The following is a 2832-nucleotide window of genomic DNA, read 5'->3' on the forward strand; positions in this document are numbered from 1 at the left end:
TGGTTCTCATCACAACGAGCTACTATTTGGACGAGCTGACAGAAAGCTGACAAAGCCGACGCATGAGCCGGTCCTTTACGAATAAGACGGGCTAGCGTAATGATACTCATCGTAGGATGGAACATGCGACATATTGTTAACTCGATCGTCCATGACGACCACACTCCTATGCCGGTTGCATTGTGTTTCAGGTCGTTAGACCTGACTCCGCAGATAAGCAGCTTAGCTGTCCGTAAGCTGACGCCGAGAAATTAACGGAAAACTAGGTGTTTGGCCCCGGCATTTCTGCAGCGGATTGAGTTTGAATCGTTCCGGCTGGGAAGTTCAATCCTGAATCCAAACAGACCCTAGTCGGGTGCTCCGAGAAATGCATCGACGGAGGTGCGACGAGCATCCGATCATAAGTAGGTCTACAGGTTCCGAGCGGGTAGACGGAGCGATGCGGTGATGGCCGAACTTATCCATTCGGTCGATAGATCTGATCAAGAAAATCAATTTTACCGATTGTAGCGTCGTCATATAGACCGTCACCACGGCTGGGGCTAACCTAGGGAAGCGATCTCCCAATGAAGAAGTCAGTTTTGGTGACGGCGAGCGCCCTCGCACTTGCGACCGCGGCGGTACCTCCATTTGCTGCAGAAGTTGCCGCGCAACCGCTCACCTCCAGCGTGCAGGTAGCCGATACATCGTATCCTCAGTGCGCCGATGACCCATTGAATGGTATCTGCGATCTGTTTTTTTGCTTGACCGATCCCGCGTGCGTGCTGCACTGACGACGGAAAACAATCAAGCAGAGAATGAGGATCGAGCCTCGTGCGGCCGCTGCTCCGTCAGCGGCCGCATCCTTATGCCGTTCGTTTACGCTGGCGGATGGTGCGAGCCGCGCCTTCTTGTTCTCTAAAGATGATCAGAGTCATTGCTCACTCCAGCCGGCGGGTGACGGCAGCCCGATCGCTCAACTGCAGCATCGGCGAACGTTGGGTAAACGGAGAAAGCCGTTTCAGACCGCGACGCTGCCGTTACGGCCGGAACTCCTTCACGATGTCAAGCTGCGCCAGTTTTCAGGATAGATTGCTGTTCGGGCTAGCCCCATACCGTGCTCCTGCTCGATGTTCGCATTTCGGACGTCACAGATGTCATCCTTACCTGTTCGGCTAAGCTACTAGGGCGGCGATCGTGCCGTTACAGATGTTCGTCTATGGTTTCGCTCGAAATTGAGTGGCGCCGTCTCCGGCATCATCACCATGGCAAAGAGCCCGGCCGCGCTCGCGAAAAGCATGTACCAGGCGGGCGCGAGTGCGCTCCCGGTCAAGTAGATCAGCCATGTGACGACCAGTTGAGCTGTGCCTCCGAAAATGCCTATGGCAAAAGCGTAAGTCGTCCCGAAGGCGCCACCACGAATGTTCCTGGGCAAACTCTCGGCCATGCTTACGTAGAAGGCGCTATACGGAACCGTTCCGATAAGGGTGAGCGTGCCGAGGCCTCCTAAAAGTGCGAAGGCGCTGCGGCTCTCTGCAATCCACAAGAATACCGGATAGATCATCAGCAACGCAGCTGCCTGCGGCCATATCATGATGCGCCGGCGGCCTGCGCGGTCGGCGAGCAGGCCGCCCAACAGCGCCGCAGCAATGCCTGCCATATTGCTGATGAGCGTGGCGCCGAAGGCGAGAGGCGCGGATACGTGGAGGGTGTTCAAGGCGTAGGTGGTCATATATCCCGTAACGTAAGTAGTGATCGTGCAGCTGGCCAAGATGACGAATCCCAAGCTCATGATGCGGCGAGCGGCGGGCGATCGCCTTACAGGCCGGGTGACCAGAACCGGCGCCTCCGGGCGGAGAAACGTTTCGGGTAGGACGCTCCGCAGCCAAAGTCCGAACGGCAAAGTAACGGCGCCGAGCAACAGCGCGATCCGCCATCCGTATGCATTGAGCGCCTCACTTGTCATGGTGAGCGAGAGTATTTCTCCAACCAACGCTCCAGCCGTCGCAGCGACCTGTTGGCTCGCGGGCTGAAAGGAGACAGCAAGACCGCGGGCTTTGGCTGGTGCCGCTTCCATCAAGTAGGCTGTCGTTGGACCGACTTCGCCTCCGAGAGCAAAGCCCTGCAGCAAGCGTGCGAAGATGGCTAGCAACGGAGCGGCAAATCCTATTGTCTCGTACGATGGCGTAATGGCCAATAATAGGACCGCGACGCTCATCATAGCAAAGCTGGCGGTCATGGCAGGCCGGCGGCCAACCCGATCCGAATAGGAGCCGAGCACGATGGACCCGATTGGCCTGGTCACAAAACCCGCGCCGAAGGTTCCGAGTGACAGCATGAGGCTGGCGAACTGGTCGGTTGCCGGGAAGAACGCCTGACCGATCTGTATTGCGAAAAAGCTATAGGTGCCGAAGTCGTAGAATTCGAGCATATTGCCGATGGTGGCGCCCAACACCGCCCGGCGCGTTAAGCCTTCGTCTGCCGGACTGGGGACCGGCTCCAGCCTCTCTCGAGTTAATTGCCTCGCCATCCTCAACCTGATCTGGAGCGCGAACCCTGGCCCGAACATTTCCACCAGACACCGGTCGCGCAAAGTTGCAGTCCGCTTGCCCGAACTCGTCCTTCACGGCCATTGCGCCTGTCCACATGTAGCCTGAAGCGCGTCGCTACAAACCTCACGGTAACGTCTGCAATAAGAATGCCTGCCTTTCTGGGCCGATTTGACTTCTGGTCTGATCCCAGGCCTGGCCGGTAAGAGGTAAGCGGAGCTTTTCTCCCATTTGATTGACTGGTTTCGCTTCGGCTTTCGCTCTGCGATCCTTGGCTTGTCAGAGAGCCGAGAGGAGACTGAAG

The 2832-nt window shown here is 57.3% G+C and carries 2 protein-coding genes; one reads left to right on the top strand and one right to left on the bottom strand.

Annotated features, from left to right (window positions below):
- Positions 1-566 precede the first annotated feature (566 nt).
- Positions 567-773 (top strand): hypothetical protein, encoded by a 207-nt coding sequence (locus IQ16_RS44855; RefSeq protein ID WP_011084669.1) that lies wholly within the window; start codon positions 567-569, stop codon positions 771-773.
- A 389-nt stretch (positions 774-1162) separates the two neighbouring features.
- Here IQ16_RS44855 and IQ16_RS44860 read toward each other — a convergent pair whose 3' ends face one another.
- Entirely contained in the window at positions 1163-2509 is a 1347-nt protein-coding gene (locus IQ16_RS44860) for a citrate-proton symporter (RefSeq protein WP_174719444.1), read from the bottom strand.
- Positions 2510-2832: the final 323 nt, after the last annotated feature.

This window comes from Bradyrhizobium huanghuaihaiense (assembly GCF_007830635.1).
GTDB lineage: Bacteria > Pseudomonadota > Alphaproteobacteria > Rhizobiales > Xanthobacteraceae > Bradyrhizobium > Bradyrhizobium huanghuaihaiense.